The sequence below is a fragment of the Streptomyces sp. NPDC005811 genome, assembly GCF_040630405.1.
Taxonomy (GTDB): domain Bacteria; phylum Actinomycetota; class Actinomycetes; order Streptomycetales; family Streptomycetaceae; genus Streptomyces.
Genome location: NZ_JBEXXK010000004.1, coordinates 24,526 through 37,331, shown reverse-complemented (window position 1 = coordinate 37,331; position 12,806 = coordinate 24,526). Strand labels below are relative to the sequence as shown.

At 74.5% G+C, this 12,806-nt stretch carries 12 protein-coding genes and 3 pseudogenes; 7 read left to right on the top strand and 8 right to left on the bottom strand.

The genetic code is table 11. The features are described 5' to 3' along the window. Positions 1–7 precede the first annotated feature (7 nt). Positions 8–235 carry a hypothetical protein gene (locus tag ABZ490_RS05335; RefSeq protein ID WP_358984449.1) on the bottom strand — a complete coding sequence of 76 codons (228 nt, stop codon included), beginning with the start codon at positions 233–235 and terminating at the stop codon, positions 8–10. A gap of 88 nt (positions 236–323) precedes the next feature. Beyond that, a complete protein-coding gene (locus ABZ490_RS05330) occupies positions 324–1,613 on the bottom strand; it encodes an ROK family transcriptional regulator (protein WP_358984447.1) in 1,290 nt (429 codons plus the stop codon). A 180-nt stretch (positions 1,614–1,793) separates the two neighbouring features. On the opposite strand from ABZ490_RS05330, the gene ABZ490_RS05325 reads away from it, so the two are divergent. Further along, positions 1,794–2,390 carry an HD domain-containing protein gene (locus ABZ490_RS05325; protein ID WP_358984444.1) on the top strand — a complete coding sequence of 199 codons (597 nt, stop codon included), beginning with the start codon at positions 1,794–1,796 and terminating at the stop codon, positions 2,388–2,390. A gap of 40 nt (positions 2,391–2,430) precedes the next feature. Continuing rightward, positions 2,431–2,739: pseudogene (locus ABZ490_RS05320) on the top strand (PAS domain-containing protein); the annotation flags it as partial. A 108-nt stretch (positions 2,740–2,847) separates the two neighbouring features. Here ABZ490_RS05320 and ABZ490_RS05315 read toward each other — a convergent pair. Continuing rightward, a complete protein-coding gene (locus ABZ490_RS05315; protein WP_358985079.1) occupies positions 2,848–3,663 on the bottom strand; it encodes a DUF3626 domain-containing protein in 816 nt (271 codons plus the stop codon). Positions 3,664–3,820: 157 nt separating this feature from the next. Here ABZ490_RS05315 and ABZ490_RS05310 point away from each other — a divergent pair, with 157 nt between their 5' ends. From ABZ490_RS05310 to ABZ490_RS05295, 4 genes are all read left to right on the top strand, one after another. After that, on the top strand, positions 3,821–4,315 hold the full coding sequence (locus ABZ490_RS05310) for an FBP domain-containing protein (protein WP_358984441.1): 495 nt from the start codon (positions 3,821–3,823) through the stop codon (positions 4,313–4,315). A gap of 387 nt (positions 4,316–4,702) precedes the next feature. After that, entirely contained in the window at positions 4,703–5,956 is a 1,254-nt protein-coding gene (locus ABZ490_RS05305) for an FUSC family protein (RefSeq protein WP_358984438.1), read from the top strand. Positions 5,957–6,002: 46 nt separating this feature from the next. Next, positions 6,003–7,079, top strand: coding sequence for a hypothetical protein (locus ABZ490_RS05300; RefSeq protein WP_358984435.1), 1,077 nt, complete (start codon positions 6,003–6,005; stop codon positions 7,077–7,079). Between the two features lie 93 nt (positions 7,080–7,172). Then, complete coding sequence (locus ABZ490_RS05295; protein WP_358984434.1) at positions 7,173–8,432, top strand: lactonase family protein; 1,260 nt, start codon at positions 7,173–7,175, stop codon at positions 8,430–8,432. Here the strand turns inward: ABZ490_RS05295 and ABZ490_RS05290 are convergent. Together ABZ490_RS05290 and ABZ490_RS05285 are read right to left on the bottom strand one after the other, a co-directional pair. Beyond that, positions 8,400–9,125, bottom strand: coding sequence for a DUF2470 domain-containing protein (locus tag ABZ490_RS05290; RefSeq protein WP_358984431.1), 726 nt, complete (start codon positions 9,123–9,125; stop codon positions 8,400–8,402). The two genes, ABZ490_RS05295 and ABZ490_RS05290, sit on opposite strands and share 33 nt — an antisense overlap. Positions 9,126–9,220: 95 nt before the next feature. Further along, positions 9,221–9,829 carry a TetR/AcrR family transcriptional regulator gene (locus ABZ490_RS05285; RefSeq protein ID WP_358984428.1) on the bottom strand — a complete coding sequence of 203 codons (609 nt, stop codon included), beginning with the start codon at positions 9,827–9,829 and terminating at the stop codon, positions 9,221–9,223. A gap of 107 nt (positions 9,830–9,936) precedes the next feature. On the opposite strand from ABZ490_RS05285, the gene ABZ490_RS05280 reads away from it, so the two are divergent. Beyond that, complete coding sequence (locus tag ABZ490_RS05280; RefSeq protein WP_358984426.1) at positions 9,937–11,469, top strand: cytochrome P450; 1,533 nt, start codon at positions 9,937–9,939, stop codon at positions 11,467–11,469. 131 nt (positions 11,470–11,600) lie between these two features. Here the strand turns inward: ABZ490_RS05280 and ABZ490_RS05275 are convergent. The 3 genes and pseudogenes from ABZ490_RS05275 to ABZ490_RS05265 all read right to left on the bottom strand — a co-directional run. Then, positions 11,601–11,690: pseudogene (locus tag ABZ490_RS05275) on the bottom strand (pentapeptide repeat-containing protein); the annotation flags it as partial. Between the two features lie 97 nt (positions 11,691–11,787). Next, positions 11,788–11,877, bottom strand: a pseudogene (locus tag ABZ490_RS05270) (pentapeptide repeat-containing protein); the annotation flags it as partial. 82 nt (positions 11,878–11,959) lie between these two features. Next, complete coding sequence (locus ABZ490_RS05265; protein ID WP_358984422.1) at positions 11,960–12,802, bottom strand: pentapeptide repeat-containing protein; 843 nt, start codon at positions 12,800–12,802, stop codon at positions 11,960–11,962. Between the last annotated feature and the right edge of the window lie 4 nt (positions 12,803–12,806).

Genomic DNA, 12,806 nt, shown 5'->3' with positions numbered 1-12,806 from the left:
CGAGCCCTCAGCCGGACGGCTCGTCGGGGGGCGGCGGGCCGGGGCGGGCGCCGGCCGGGCGGGGGGCGCCGCGGCGGCCGGTGCCGGCCTCGTCGGTGTCGGGGAGTTCGGTGCCGGGCAGGTCGGGGGCGGTGACGTCCCAGGGGTCCTCGCCCGGGCGGGTCTGCCGGTCGGGCAGGTCTCGGGGGATCGGGGGGCCGGTCTCGCCGGGGCCCTCCTCACGGTGGGCGGCCACGGTGTGCTCCCTTCGGGGGGAACGTGGCGGGTACCTCGGCGGCAGGCAGCGAAACCTCGGCAGCTCGGTGCCTCGGTGCCTCGGTGCCTCAGTGCGGGGTGCGCTCCTCCAGGGCCGTGTGCCAGGCCGGCCGGGGGAGGTCGGGCTGCGGTTCGGGGCGCCGGCCGCCGTGCGCGAAGAAGTCCGCGAGCGGAAGGATCGCCGCGCCCACGGTGACCGCGTCGGGGCCGAGCCTGCCGAGGTCCACGGTGACCCTGCGGGCGGGGTGACCGAGGGCGTAGGCGGTGGCGTGGCGGCGTACGGCGGGCAGCAGACGGGGACCGAGCTGGAGGCCCGCCCAGCCGCCGATGAGGATGCGCTCGGGCTGGAAGAGGTTGATCAGGTCGGAGAGACCGGCGCCCACGTACTCGGCGGTCTCCTCCAGGAGCCCGCGGGCGACCGGGTCGCCCTCGGTGCCGTCGTCCGGGTGGGCGGCGGCGAGCAGCGCGGCGAGCGCGCTCTCCTCGTCGGTGTCCGCGGGCGGCCGGCCGCCCCCCTCGCGCCATCGGTCGAGGAGCGCCTCCGCCCCCGCGTACGCCTCCAGACAGCCGAGGGCGCCGCACCGGCAGCGGCGGCCCCGGACCCGTACCGTCAGATGCCCCCATTCGAGCGCCCGGCCCTGCTCCGCCTCGGGGGTGACGAGGCTGGCGCCGACGCCGGAGCCGAAGAGGACCACCACGGCGTTGCGGGCACCGCGTCCGGCGCCGAACCACATCTCGGCCTGGCCGAGGGTCCGGGCGCCGTTGTCGATGAAGTACGGCACGGTGTCGGGCAGCGGGGAGCCCTCGCGCAGCAGCGCCTCCAGCGGGACGGCGTCCCAGCCGATCGTCTGTCCGTGCACGACGGCGCCGTCCCCGGGGGTGTGCTCGACGATGCCGGGGACCCCGATGCCGACGCCCAGGAGCCGTTCGGGGGCGAGGCCGGCCGTCGCGAGCACCTCGGCGACACCGTCCCGGACATGGCCGACGATGCCCTCGACCGCGTACCGCTGCTGCTCCAACGGGCGTTCCGCGCGGGCGAGTTCGGTGAGGGTGAGGTCGAACAGCTCGATCCGCACCCGGGTCTCACCGACGTCCACGCCGATCATGTGGCCGCTGCCGGGGGCCACGCGCAGCAGGATGCGGGGGCGGCCGCCGTCGGAGTCGACGCTGCCGGCCTCCTCGACCAGTCCGTCGGCGGCCAGGTCCGCGACGACGTTGCTGATGGAGCCGGAGCTGAGGCCGGTGGCCGGGCCCAGCTCGAAGCGGCTGAGGGGGCCGTCGAAGTAGAGCCGTTGCAGGACGGCCGTGCGGTTGGCCCGCCTGAGATCGCGTACCGTACGCCCGTTCCGCCCCGTCATGACGCTCCTTTCGTGCCCTGCCCGATCTGCAACATACCCTCAGGGAGGGGCCGGGCGCGACTTCCTCCAACCCTTAGTTCACGATGCGAGACAAGCAGGGCGGGGCAAGCGACGGGACCAGCGCCCCCTCGCGTCGGTGGGGTTGCCGGGCCGCCCGCCCCCGGTTATTAGGCTGGACCGATGACCCCCACCCCTGACGTACGGTCGATCGCCCTGGACGAGACGTCGGATCCGCCGCTGCGGCCCCTGCCGGCGGGCGTCGCCGGGCTGCTCGGCGATCTCGGGGCGCCACCCCGGCTGGTCGCCCATCTGCGGGCCGTGCACGAGGTCGCCGCCCTGATCGTGGCGTGGATCGGGGAGCACCGGCCGGAACTGGCCGTGGACGGGGCGGCGGTGCTGTTCGGCGCGGCCACGCACGACATCGGCAAGGTGCTGCACCCCGGCGAGCTGTCCGGTCCGGGCGCGCGGCACGAGGAGGCGGGGCGCGAGCTGCTGCTGGCGCGCGGGGTGGCTCCCGGGCTGGCGCGTTTCGCGGGCAGTCACGCGTCCTGGCAGGCGCCGGGCGTCGAGGTCGAGGACCTGCTGGTGAGCCTGGCCGACAAGGTGTGGAAGGACAAACGGGTGGCCGATCTGGAGGACCTCGTGGTGGCGGAGCTGTCGCGGGCGGGCGGCCGGCCGGTCTGGGAGGAGTTCCTGGCGCTGGACGAGTTCCTCACCGGGGTCGGCGCGGGCGCGCCGCGCCGGCTGGCCTGGCAGGCGGCCCATCCCGTCGGCTGAGGGCAGGCGTTCGACGGCCGGGGCGACCGACCCGTGCGGCGTGCTGTGGCGCAACCGGGCGCCGGCCCCCTTCGACCGCGTGGCGGTGCCGGTCGCGGAGTGCGGGACCACGCCGGGGCGGCTGCGCGGGCGGGAGGTGCGGGAGCTGTTCCGGCCACAGGAGGCCGGCCAGGTGGAGCGGATCGCCCAGGCGTTGCGGCTGCGGCACCGCTCGCGCTACCAGGTGTCGGTGCGCCGGCGGGCGCCCGGCGGCGCGGAACGGTACGGGGAGCTCACGGCGGACCCGGTGAGCGACCTCGTCGGGGAGACGCCCGCCCCGCTGGTGATGCTGCGCGTCCTGGGGGAGCGCGAACCGCCCGGGAGACCGGCCGCACCCCTGACGGCGTGGGGGTGCGGCCGCCCCCCGGGCCGGGGACTCCCGGCGACGGGGCGCAGGGAGCCCACAGAGCCGTTCCGCCTACCGTGCGTCGGCCCCTGCGATGTCGGACAGGTGGCGGGCGACGGCGCCCTCCGTCGTCTCGGCCGTGCCCGCGCCCCGGGGTGCGCCGAAGCGGGCGAGGGTGTGCCAGACCATCTTGAGGTCCTGCGGGGCGGCCCGTCCCGCGCGCACCGCGTCGCCGATCACGCGCGGGTCGACCACCGCGTCCTCGGCGATCCGGGCACCCAGCTCGGCGTACGCGCGGCCCCGGTACTCGGCGTTCCGGTACAGCTCGGCGACGGTGATGCGGTAGCCGGGGTGCCACTCGACCGGGCAGGGCAGGGCACGTGCCGCCTCCTCGACCGGGGTGCCGCGGTAACTCGGGTCCAGGACCAGGGCCTCGACGTCCCGGGCGAGATCGACGCCCCCGTGGACATGGGCCTCGACGTAGTCGTTGAGGGCGTCCCGTTCGTCGGTCTCGGCCAGGGCGATCAGCGGCATCGCGGCGGCGACGCCGAAGTCGTCGGGCTCGGCCGCGCTGTCGGGGTAGCAGAAGGTCGCGCGGGTGAGCGCGTCCGGGCGCAGCCGCAGGTGCGAGGAGCCGAACCTCGGTGCTGCGCCGACGACTTGGCGGCGGAAGTCGAGCGCGCCGTACACCGGTCGCTCGCGCGGGTCCGCGTCGTCGTACGCCCCGCCGAAGATCCGGCTCTCCCAGCGCCAGCGGTCGCCGCCGGGGTGGGCGGTGAGGCCTCCGTTGCTCGTGCCGGTGACGAACTGCGAGCGGTAGACGCCGTCCCGGGCGAGCACGGCGAGGACCGGCAGGCCACCGGTCTCCCGGTCCGGGTGACAGTTCAGCGTGGTGACGAAGGGACTTCCTGGAAATCCACTGGCTCTCCTCGGTGAGGCTCTTTACCCTAGGCTCAAACCTAGGGATCCTAGGTTTTATGGATCAGCAGATCAGCAGATCAACAGTTCGACAGATCGATACGGACCGGCACCCCAGGAGACTCCCATGAGGTCACTCACCGAAAGCGACATCCGCACCTCGTTCGTCAACTGCTCGAAGGGAGAGGCCAAACGTCTGTACCTGCCCCGCGATCTCGGTGAACTCCCCTGGGCCGACCTGGACTTCCTCGGCTGGCGCGATCCCGGGGCGCCCGACCGCAGCTATGTGGTCGCCGAGCGGCGGGGCGAACTCCTGGGCGTGACCCTGCGTCTGCCGTCCTCGCGCCGCGGGCTGCCGCACCGCAGCATGTGCTCGCTGTGTCTGACCACGCACCCCGGCGGCGGGGTCTCGCTGATGACGGCCCGCAAGGCGGGCGCGGCCGGCCGCGAGGGCAACTCGGTCGGCCTGTACCTGTGCGCGGACCTGGCCTGCTCCCTCTACGTGCGCGGCAGGAAGGTCCCGGAGTCGGGCGCCAGACTGGAGGAGAGCCTCACCCTGGACGAGCAGATCGCCCGGACGACGGGCCGCCTGTCGGCCTTCCTCGACCAGCTGTACATGTGAACCGGCCCGCAGGTCGACGGCGTAGTCCCGGTACGGCACCGTCGTCGGGGCCGGTGGCGTTGAACGAGCCCCGGCCCCGCGCCTGCCCGGTCCGCCGCCGCCGGCGGGCGCGGCAGCGGTGACAGCGGTGACAGCGATGGCAATGGTGACGCAGAGCAGGAAGAGAACAGCGGTGACACCGACACGGATGGTGTGAAGTCTGATGAACCGAGCGTCGCCCCGCAGCCCCCGTGGAAACCATCCTGCGGACCGCCGTCCTGGAGGTACGCATGACCCGAGGAGTGAGACGGGGGTTTCCCCGCGGCATGTCTCCGACGGCACCCTGGGTACAGAAGAAACGTTCGAGCACCATTTCGAGCACCATGGGGAAGGGGAACTGGTCCGGGAATGCGAGAGGTAAGTCAGCGAGCGGAGCCGTTCGTCCGGCTCCTGCGGCGTCATCGGGAACCGGCGGTGGTCCAGGCGTTCCGCTCCGCGGCGGCGGCGGCGATCGCGTACGTCGTCGCCCTGCGGCTCAGCCCCGAGGCGGCCCCCCTCACCGCGCCCCTGACCGCGCTGCTGGTCGTCCAGGTCACCCTGTTCGCCACGCTCACCAACGGCATCCGGCGGGTGAACTCGGTGGTGGCCGGCGTCCTGGTCGCCATCGCCTTCAGCCAGCTCGTCGGCCTGACCTGGTGGAGCCTCGCGCTGCTGATCGTGGCCTCGCTGGCGGTCGGGCACCTGGTCCGCGTCGACGAGTACGTGCCCGAGGTGGCGATCAGCGCCATGCTGGTGCTGGGCGTGACCACCGTCGGCGACACCGCCTGGGCCCGGATCGTGGAGACCCTGATCGGCGCGGTCGTCGGCCTCGCCATCAATCTGCTGCTGCCGCCCCCGGTGTGGATCGAGGAGGCCGGCGAGTCGATCGAGGGACTGGCCCGCCGGCTGCGGCAGCTCATGCTGCGCATCGGCGAGGAGGCGGCCGGCCGCCCGGCGTTCGAGGAGGCGGCCGCCCGGCTGCACGAGGCGCGCCGCCTCGATCACGACATCGTGGAGGTGGACGCGGCGCTGCGGCAGGCCGAGGACAGTCTGCGGCTCAATCCCCGGGTCCGGGAGGGCCTGCTGCACCGGGTGGTGCTGCGCACCGGTCTGGACACCCTGGAGATCTGCACGGTCGTCCTGCGGGTCCTGGCGCGCACCCTGACCGACCTCGCCAAGGAGCGCGAGCCCGATCCGCTGTTCCCGGAGGAGACCGGCCAGGTCGTGGAACGGCTCCTGTCGGAGATCGCCGACGCGGTGGTCAGCTTCTCGGTGCTGGTCACCACGCATGTCAGTCACGACGCGGACGCCGCCGAGGCCCGGCTCACCGCCGAGCTGCGGCAGGCCGCGGCCACCCGCGACAAGCTCGCCCAGCTGCTGCTGGAGCGGCTCCAGCACGACGCCCGGCAGTGGCAGCTGCACGGCGCCCTGCTCACCGAGGTGAACCGGATGATCGACGAGCTGGACACCGAGCACCGCTCGCGCCGGCTCCTGGAGGAACTGGACCGGGTCTCCTCCGAGCAGCGGGCGCGGATGCCGCGGCTGACCCGGCTGCGCGAGCGCCTCGGCGTCCAGGAGGAGCTGTGGCGGAACCGCACGGGGATCGGCGGGCGTTCTCTCTGAGGGAGCGCCGGGACGGGGCCGGCGCCGGATGCGAGGGAGCGCGCCTGTGGCCGGCACCAGCGTACGGATCGACGGGGACACACTGAGGCTGCCGGGCGGGGTGGCCGTGCGGTTCATGCGGACCCTGCGGCTGCCGGAGAGCGGCGAGCACGACCTGCCGCCCGGGCTGGGCACGTTCCCGCTCCGCCGGGTCGCCGACCACCCGGACACCGTGCCCGCCGAGTGGCTGGCGCGCGGGGGCGTGATGCTGCCGATGTATCTCCGCGAGGCGATGTGGCTGGGCTTCGCGGGCTCCACGCGGCCGGCGGCGCTCCAGGTCGGCGCGGGCAAGGTGTGCGCGGTCTCCGGCAAGCCGTGGAGCGACCGGCTCTCGCACGACCCGCAGAACTATCTGGCGCTGCCGCGGCAGCCCTGGCTGGACGGCATCAACTCCGGGAAGGGCACGGTCCGCCAGTTCGTGGCGGTCCCGCTCGGCCTGGGCGCGACCGTGGAGGGCCAGGTCACCGGCGAGGAGGTGTGGGGCGGGGTCCAGCTCCAGTCCTTCCCGCTGACCGCGGAGAAGCACGCGGAGTGGGAGGAGGAGCAGCGGTTCCTCTCCCTGGAGACGCGGAGCGTGAAGTCGGTCGGGGGCGGGTACGGCGCGGTGCCCGCGGCTCCCGGGGCGATGCCCCCGCAGGCGCCGATGCCCATGATGCCCGCCGCCGTCCCCGCCCCGCCCGGTGCGCCCCGGGCGCGCGCCGCCGCGGCGATGGGGCTGGGCGTGGGCGGTTCGATGCGGCAGGAGGTCTACCGGGACACCCGCCCGGTCGAGGACTACACCCGGGAACCCGGCGCGCGGGTCTTCGTGCACCTGGTCACTCCCCCGGAGTGGCGCCGCATCACGGGCGAGGAGCCCCCGCCCTCCCCGGTGGACCGCGCCGCGTACACCAAGGCGGGCCTGCCGTGGTTCGACTACTACGACGAGGGCGCGCAGGACCTCGCCCCGGGCGACGCCCTGTCCGGGGTCAAGCCGGTCGGCGACTGGCTCGGTGACGATCTGGACCCCTGGGAGCAGCCGGCGCCCGGCCAGGTGCATCCGCTGAAGGACGCGCCGGGGACGCCGGTGCAGGACGGCGACTGGTAGCCGGGGCGGGGCGTACCGCTTTTGCGTTCGAGGGTCGTTCCGCGTCAAGGTGCTGTGTACGACGGGGGCGCGGGACGACCTGAGGTGCGCGGAATGAACAGTGGGACGGCAGGGGAACGCGGCCCGTGGAGCAGGCGGCGGTTCGTCGCGGTGCTCGGCGGCGCGGCGGTGGCACCGGCCGTGGCGGGCTGCGGCGGTGACGGCGACGGCTCGTCGGGGGCGGCGCGGGAGGCACAGGAGCCCCAGGAGGCCTCGACGGCGCCGCAGGCCCCGCAGTCCTCGGTGTCCGGGTCCGCCTCGCCCGAGCCCGCGCCGAGCCCCTCCGGCCCCCGCCCGCTCTACCTGGGCACCTACACCTCAGCCGAGGGCGGCGGGAAGGGCATCGGGGTCGCCTCGTACGACCCGTCCTCGGGCCGGATCACCGGCCGGGGCACCCTCACCGGCGTCCCCGACCCGTCGTACCTGGCGATCCACCCGGACGGCGGCACGCTGTACGCGGTGAACGAGCGGGCGAAGGGCACGGTGACCGCCGTACGGCTGTCCGACCGCGCGGTGCTGGGGAGCCGGGCCACGGGCGGGGACCACCCGTGTCATCTGTCGGTGCATCCGAGCGGGCGGTGGCTGCTGAGCGCCGACTACGGCTCGGGCAGCGTGGCCGTGCACCCGATCGGGGCCTCGGGAGCGCTGGGCGAGCGCACCGCGAAGGTCACCCACACGCGTCCGGCGCCCGGGCCGGGTCAGCAGGGGCCGCACGCCCACCAGTTCCTGACGGCGCCGGACGGCGGGCATGTGCTGGCCGTGGACCTCGGCACGGACACGGTGTACAGCTACCGGCTGGACGAGCGCGAGGGCACGCTCACCGAGGTCGCACAGGCGCACACCCGGCCGGGCGCGGGGCCGCGCCACCTCACCTTCCATCCCGGCGGCCGGTACGCCTATCTCGCCGACGAGGGCGACGACACGGTCTCGGTCTGCGCCTACGACGCCGGAAGCGGGCGGCTGACGATCGGCGCGCCGCAGTCCACGGGGGCGAAGGCGGACCCCAACTATCCGGCGCAGTTCGCCGTCACGCCGGACGGGGCGTACGCGTTCCTGGCCAACCGTGGCGACAACACGCTCGCCCGGTACGCGGTGGAGGCCGACGGGGCCCGGCTGCGGCTGCTCGGCACGGTCCCGGTGCACGGGGACTTCCCCCGGCAGATCGCCCTCTCGCCGGACGGCGGTCTGCTGTTCGCGGCGAACCAGCGCTCGGGCACGGTCAGCGTGTTCGTGGTGGACGCGGGCAGCGGCGGACTGCGGCTCGCGGGCGAGCCGTTCGCGTCACCCGTCGCCGTCTGTGCGCTGCCGCTGTAGGGGGCGCGGGCAGGACGCGGAGCTCGCCTGGGTGAGCAGGACGTGCATGCGCTCGGTGAGCTGGCCGACGTCGTCGGCGGGCGTGTGGAAGGGCAGGCGTACGTCGCCGTGGGCGCGGGCGCGTTCGATGCGCAGGGTCAGTCCGTGCCGGTCGACGGCGAGCGGCTGGACCCGTACGGCACCGTGCAGGCTTTCGTGCCGGACCAGACGGGTGAGCCGCTCGACCGCGTCGGGGTGGGCGTCGGCGAGGTGGGTGAGCAGCTGGGCCTCGGCGGTGGCGAGGGGGTCGGGGCGGGCCTCGGCGAACTCGTCGAGGCCGACGACGACCGCGCCGGTGGCCTGTTTCAGGACGACCCGGGTGGCACGGAAGACGAGGTGGTCGTCCTCGGGGGCGAACCAGCCGGCGAGCCAGAGCCGGCCCCGGATCCGGTGGCGCACGGGGACGGGCGCCACGTCGGCGAACTCCAGGACCGCGGACGGCTCGCCGCGGGGCGCGCAGATGGCCGCCGTGAGCAGGGAGCTGTCGTCGGGCACATGGAGGTGCACCCGGCCGTCCTCGTCGACGGTGTGCGCGCCGACGAACTCCTCGCGCCCGCCGTCGGCGGTCACCGCGCAGGACCACGAGGCGGCCAGCACCGACCGGGCCCGCTCGGCCGCACCGGGCACCGCCGTCCAGCTGTGGCTGTCACCCATCCCAGAACCTCCTTAGGTAAGCCTTGCCTAACCTAGCGGAGATCCGGGCGTACGCCAACCGCCACAGGTGATCTTTCGCGGCGGCCGGGCGGCCGTCAGTGCGCGATGACCCCGAGCAGCGCCCTCGCACACAGGTCCCGGACCTGGTCCCGCGTCAGATCCGGGCCCCGCAGCCACTCCAGGCAGACCGCCGTGATGAACGCCAGCCAGCCGCGCACCGCGAGCCGTACGTCCGCGCGCTCCTCGAACAGCGGACCGAACTCCGGGTCGGCCCCCAGCGCGGCCAGGATCTGCTCCTCCTGGGCCGCGAGGGCCCGCTGGTAGACCCGGCGCACACTCCGGTCGCCGGCCGCGTCGGCGCGATGGAAGGCGCGGTAGCCGTGTGCGTGGGTCTCGACGTACTCCAGATACGCGTCGAGGCCCGCGGCGAGCTGCTCGCGGACCGGGACGCCGGGCACCGCCGCCGTCATCCGCAGCATCCGCTCGCTCTCCCGCTCGACGACCGCCGCGAAGAAGTCCCGCTTGGTCGGGAAGTAGTGGTAGAGCAGCCCGCGTGAGACCCCGGCGATCTCGGCGACCCGCTCGATGCGGACCTCGTCGTAGGGACTCTCCGAGAACAGGCGGGCGCCCACCGACAGCAGCTGCTCCCTGCGCTCCTCTGTGCTGAGTCGGCGCCGGGTGCGCTCCCCCTGGTTCGCGGCCATGCCCGCACTTTACTTGACGCCGGTTCAACAGCGGGACGAGACTGGGCGCGTTATTGAACTCACGTACAACAGTTTCGACCTGCCGCTCGATCAAGGGAGATCGCGTCATGGCGGAGACGGTGCCGACGACGACCGGGGACGTCCTGCCCAAGGGGTTCCGCAGCGCCGAACTGGGCTGGCCGGACCTGCGGCGCATCCCGCACCCGCCGTACCGGATCCCCGTGCTCGGCGACCTCCTCGGCGCCAGCCGGCGCACTCCCCTCCAGGACTCCCTGCGCTACGCCCGGCAGCTCGGCCCGATCTTCCGGCGCAAGGCGTTCGGCCGGGAGTTCGTGTTCGTGTGGGGCGCGGAGCTGGCCGCCGACATGGCGGACGAGACACGGTTCGCCAAGCATGTGGGGCTGGGCATCGCCAACCTGCGGCCGGTGGTCGGGGACGCGCTGTTCACGGCGTACAACCACGAGCCCAACTGGCAGCTGGCGCACGACGTCCTGGCGCCCGGGTTCAGCCGGGAGGCCATGGCGGCCTACCACCCGATGATGCTGGACGTCGCCGAGCGGCTCACCGCCCACTGGGACCGCGAGGCCGCCGCCGGACACCCGGTCGACGTGCCCGGGGACATGACCAAGCTGACCCTGGAGACGATCGCGCGCACCGGGTTCGGACATGACTTCGGCTCCTTCGAGCGCACCCGCCCGCATCCCTTCGTCAGCGCGATGGTGGGCACCCTCACCTACGCCCAGCGCCTCAACACCCTGCCGTTTCCCGGGCTGTTGAAGGGGGCCGCCCGGCAGAACGAGGCCGACATCGCCCATCTGGACCGCACGGTCGACGCGCTGGTACGGCAGCGGCGCGCCGGAGGCGGCGGGCAGGGGGACCTGCTCGACCGGATGCTCGACACGGCGCACCCCGGGACGGGTGAGCGGCTGTCCGACGAGAACGTACGGCGGCAGGTCATCACCTTCCTCGTCGCGGGCCACGAGACCACCTCGGGCGCGCTCTCCTTCGCCCTGCACTACCTCTCCCTGAACCCGCGGATCGCCGCCCGGGCCCGGGCCGAGGTGGACCGGGTGTGGGGCGACACGGCGGTGCCCGGGTACGACCAGGTGGCGAAGCTGCGGTACGTCCGCCGGGTCCTGGACGAGGCGCTGCGGCTGTGGCCGACGGCGCCCGGCTTCGCCCGGGAGGCCCGCGAGGACACGGTGCTGGGCGGGGAGCATCCGATGCGGCGGGGCGCCTGGGCGCTGGTCCTGACGGCGATGCTGCACCGGGACCCCGAGGTGTGGGGCGAGGACGCCGAGCGGTTCGACCCGGACCGATTCGACGCCGCGGCCGTCCGGGGGCGGGCCCCGCACACCTTCAAGCCGTTCGGCACGGGCGCCCGCGCCTGCATCGGCCGCCAGTTCGCGCTGCACGAGGCCACCCTGGTCCTCGGCCTCCTGCTGCGCCGCTACGACCTGCGCCCCGACCCGGCCTACCGGCTGCGCGTCACGGAGCGGCTGACGCTGATGCCGGAGGGACTGCGGATGGGTCTGGAGCGGCGTACGTCGGCCGGAGCACCGCAGGAGCCGACGACAACTCCGACTCCGGAACAGGAGGTCTCAGCGCCCGGCTGTCCAGTGCACCGGGCGGGTGACTGAGACCGGCAGCCTGGTACCGGCACCGCCCCGGGCCGCCGCCGCGGACGCCGGCCGGAGCGCCACAGACACCGACAGCGGGTCCACCAGCCACAGCTCCGGCTCCTCCGGCTCCCGATCCAGGGCAGGAGGTCTCAGCGCCCCGCTGTCCAGTGCACCGGGCGGGTGACTGAGGTCGGCAGCCTGATGCCGGCGCCGGCCCGGGCCGCGGCCACCTGGGGCTGGATGCCGCGGACGGCGGCAGGAGCGCCACAGACGCCGACAGCGGGTCCACCGGCCACAGCTCCGGCTCCTCCGGCTCCCGATCCAGGGCAGGAGGTCTCAGCGCCCCGCCGTCCAGTGCACCGGGCGGGTGACTGAGACCGGCAGCCTGATGCCGGCGCCGGCCCGGGCCGCGGCCACCTGGGGCTGGATGCCGCGGACGGCGGCAGGAGCGCCACAAACGCCGACCGCGGGTCCACCGGCCACAGCTCCGGCTCCCGGGCAGGAGGTCTCAGCGCCCCGCTGTCCAGTGCAGCGGGCGGGTGACTGAGGTCGGCAATCTGGTGGCGGCGTTGCCCCGGGCCGCGGTCACCTGGGGCTGGGTGAGGAAGAAGGCGCCGGTCAGGTCGGCGTCCGTGAGGTCGGTGTCCCGCAGGTCGGCCCCGATCAGGTCCGCGCCGCGCAGATCGGCGCCGGTGAGGTCGGCGGCGATCAGACAGGCCCCGCGCAGATTCGCCCCGCGCAGATCGGCGCCCTTGAGGCGGGCCCCCATCAGATCGGCGCCCCGGCGGTCCTTGCCGCGGCCGCGGACCCCGGCGCGGGCCAGTTCGCTGGTCCTCAGCAGCAGGACGTTGACCTCCTGGCGGTGGGCCGGGACGTCCAGGGCGGCCAGCTCGACGGGGGTCCCCCGGGTGAGCGCCTCGGTCCGCGCCAGGGCGAGGCGCAGCTCCGGGTGGACCGGGCGGGCGGCGGGCAGGCCGAGCGCCTCGGTGAGGTACCAGAGCAGCTCGTGGAGCTGGCGCACCACCGGGAACACCTCGAACACCGCCCGGGCGTGCTCGGCCGGGGCACCCCGCCAGTCCCGCCCGCCGAAGGTGACCTGGGAGACCTTCTGACCGGCGCCGAAGCAGTCGTAGACCGTGCAGCCGCTGAAGCCCTTCTGCCGCAGCCGGTCGTGGATGCCGCAGCGGTGGTCCGCCGCCAGGTTGGGGCAGGGCCGCCCGGCGGGCTTGTCGAGCGCGAAGTCGGCCGAGCGGGCGAAGGGCAGGGCCACACAGCACAGGCCGAAGCAGTGCGCGCAGTCGCCGCGCAGCCCCTCCCGGTCCACCGTGTCGTCCCCTGTCTTGTCTTGCATGCCC

What these genes read in the sequence shown, in the direction of transcription:
- ABZ490_RS05280 (WP_358984426.1), top strand. Translation starts at nt 9,937, where the DNA reads ATGGCGGAGACGGTGCCGACGACGACCGGGGACGTCCTGCCCAAGGGG.
- ABZ490_RS05265 (WP_358984422.1), bottom strand. Translation starts at nt 12,802, where the DNA reads ATGCAAGACAAGACAGGGGACGACACGGTGGACCGGGAGGGGCTGCGC.
- ABZ490_RS05305 (WP_358984438.1), top strand. Translation starts at nt 4,703, where the DNA reads ATGCGAGAGGTAAGTCAGCGAGCGGAGCCGTTCGTCCGGCTCCTGCGG.
- ABZ490_RS05290 (WP_358984431.1), bottom strand. Translation starts at nt 9,125, where the DNA reads ATGGGTGACAGCCACAGCTGGACGGCGGTGCCCGGTGCGGCCGAGCGG.
- ABZ490_RS05325 (WP_358984444.1), top strand. Translation starts at nt 1,794, where the DNA reads ATGACCCCCACCCCTGACGTACGGTCGATCGCCCTGGACGAGACGTCG.
- ABZ490_RS05295 (WP_358984434.1), top strand. Translation starts at nt 7,173, where the DNA reads ATGAACAGTGGGACGGCAGGGGAACGCGGCCCGTGGAGCAGGCGGCGG.
- ABZ490_RS05330 (WP_358984447.1), bottom strand. Translation starts at nt 1,613, where the DNA reads ATGACGGGGCGGAACGGGCGTACGGTACGCGATCTCAGGCGGGCCAAC.
- ABZ490_RS05285 (WP_358984428.1), bottom strand. Translation starts at nt 9,829, where the DNA reads ATGGCCGCGAACCAGGGGGAGCGCACCCGGCGCCGACTCAGCACAGAG.
- ABZ490_RS05310 (WP_358984441.1), top strand. Translation starts at nt 3,821, where the DNA reads ATGAGGTCACTCACCGAAAGCGACATCCGCACCTCGTTCGTCAACTGC.